Below are 2,227 nucleotides of genomic sequence, written 5' to 3' on the forward strand. Positions count from 1 at the left end.
GGGGCGATGGAGGGGAGGGGGCGGGCGACCCGGATCGCGACCGGCCGGCCGGGGATCGCCGCCGGGCCCGAGAACCCGGTCTCCAGGGGCGCGGCCTGGTGGCAGCCGCAATGGAGATGCGCGCCCATGCCGGGATCGACGGCGCCGCCGGCCTCCGCCACGGACGGCCCGACGCTCCGCTCATGATGGCCGCCGGCATGGAACGCCAGATCCGCCGCCAGGCCGACGCCCGGCCCGGCCAGGCACAGGGCCAGGACGAGCGCGAGCCTGCGGGCGGCGATCGCCCACCAGCCGCGCGTCGAGCGCCCCTGCCGAACCCGAGATTCCATGGCGGCCGTTATGGGCGATCCAGCCTCGGACGCACAAGACCCGTCGCGAGCGGGCAGGGGGCTGACGGCCCGCGCGGGATCGTCCACGGCGCCCGGTGACGGAGCCGGACAGCCCCCCCGGGGAGGGCGGATGCCTGCCGTCGGCGCAGCCGGGCCTCCCACCCGTGAACCCGCCATTTCCGACCGGGCACGGCACAAAAAACCCCGCGTCCCAGGTGGGACGCGGGGCTGAAAGGCTGCACGGTCGTCGGAGCGCGGGGCTCCTGGATCAACCGGTCTCTCGGCCGCTATGGTTAAGGCCGGGTTACCGCGGGCTTACTTGCCGCTGGGGGCCGCGCCGCTGCCGGTGGCGCCGTTGCCGGTGCTGTTGCTGCCGGCGGGCGAACCGGAGGTCGAGGTGTTGCCGTTCGGCGTGCTCTGGGCGGCCGCCATCCCGGCGCTGCCGGCGACGAGGGCGAGGGCGAGAAGCGTGGTCTGAAGGGTACGGCTGGTCATGATACGCTCGACTTCCCAAGGGCCGGCCCCAGCCGGCATGCCCCCGATAACAGCCCGGGCACCGTGGCTGTTCCCGGCCGCGGGTTACACCGACAGGGCGGCGGCGCTGGCGGGTTCGTGCAGCGGGCAGCCGTTGTGCTCGGCCCGGAACCCCGCCGATTTCGGGTAGACCGCCCGGCGCGCCCGCATGATCGAGCCGAGCGGCCGGTGCGCCGCCAGGCCGTGCCACGGGCTGAAGGCGAGGCCGTCGTCCAGCGCCGCGGCCTTGGCCTCGCTCCAGGCCGCCTGGCGCGGCACGGTGATCCGCGCCACGACCCGGTAGGGGCTCTCGGTCTCGGGCCACGGCACCGAGGCATCCTCCACCGGCATCGTCGCCGGATCGGTCATGAGCTGCGCCCGCAGCTCCCAGACCCCGTCATGGGCGGCGAAGTGGGCCGCCACCGCCTCGCGCAGGCCGTTCGGCTTGCCGTTGACGTTGAGCGGCGCGTGGGTGAGCGCGGTCAGCTCCGGGGAGACCGGCGCCACCGAGACCTTGGCGACGTAATCGCCCCAGCGCAGGGGCACCTGGCTGTAGAAGGTCTCGCCGAGGATGTGGGTCTCCGGATGGCCGCCCAGGGCGATCACCGCCGGGCTCTCGGTGCCCAGCCCCTCCAGCACCGTCTCGACGCCGCGCAGCAGGGCCGAGAGCCCCTTCTTGAACACCTGCGGGGTGTCGGTGGTGGCGGCCAGGAGCTTGAGGGTCTTCAGGAAGGCGGCGCCGTCCTTGGCCGTGAAGGCCGGGGCGTTGGCCATCACGAAATCCTGCGTCGTGCCCTCCGACCCGGGCAGGCGCTCGCCGGCCACGCCCAGGATCTTGAGGGCGAGGCCCCGGGGGGTCGAGACGCTGTCGTCGAGGACGTCGCCGGGATTGGTCGAGAGCCGCAGCACTACGTCGTGCGTCCCCGGCGTCGCGAAGGCGCCCTGGGCGAGCTCGGGCGGCAGGTTCGGCAGGACCTCGAGCCGGCCCAGGAGCAGGCCGTGGGCCTTGGCGTGCACGCCGCGCACCGCGTGGCCATAATCCTTCAGCGTCGTCGTCTGGATCTTGGCGAATTGCGCGATCATGCCGGCGTGGATCGCGTCCTCGTCGGGCTGCGGCGTCTCCAGGTCGGGGGTGTAGCGGGTGAACGGGGCCATGGGTCGGGTCGCTCCGGGCGGCGATTGCGCGTTGGAGCCTCAACCGATGTGTTTCCGTGCCGTTCCGACCCATTCCAATGACAAACGCCCCGGGCGCGGGGGCACCCGAGGCGTTTACCGATTTCAGCAAGGCCCGGCCGATGCGGCCGGGCGGTGCTGGTCTTAGTACGAGCCGAACTTGTAGTTCAGGCCGGCGCGGACCACGGCGAACTCGTCGTCGCGGCGGCCGA

The 2,227-nt window shown here is 73.3% G+C and carries 3 protein-coding genes; all 3 read right to left on the minus strand.

Translation table 11 applies throughout. From position 1 onward, the window contains the following. Nucleotides 1-329: hypothetical protein (locus WYO_RS28455; RefSeq protein WP_007569331.1), on the minus strand; the 329-nt coding region annotated here is incomplete at its 3' end. Between the two features lie 315 nt (nucleotides 330-644). Further along, nucleotides 645-824, minus strand: a complete 180-nt coding sequence (locus tag WYO_RS28460; protein ID WP_007569333.1) for a hypothetical protein — start codon at nucleotides 822-824, stop codon at nucleotides 645-647. An 84-nt stretch (nucleotides 825-908) separates the two neighbouring features. Then, nucleotides 909-1,997, minus strand: a complete 1,089-nt coding sequence (locus tag WYO_RS28465) for a catalase family protein (protein ID WP_007569335.1) — start codon at nucleotides 1,995-1,997, stop codon at nucleotides 909-911. Nucleotides 1,998-2,227: the final 230 nt, after the last annotated feature.

The organism is Methylobacterium sp. GXF4 (assembly GCF_000272495.1).
Classification (GTDB): domain Bacteria; phylum Pseudomonadota; class Alphaproteobacteria; order Rhizobiales; family Beijerinckiaceae; genus Methylobacterium; species Methylobacterium brachiatum.

Excerpts from the sequence above, each read along its gene's own strand:
- WYO_RS28460 (WP_007569333.1), bottom strand. The coding sequence starts at position 824 with ATGACCAGCCGTACCCTTCAGACCACGCTTCTCGCCCTCGCCCTCGTC.
- WYO_RS28465 (WP_007569335.1), bottom strand. The coding sequence starts at position 1,997 with ATGGCCCCGTTCACCCGCTACACCCCCGACCTGGAGACGCCGCAGCCC.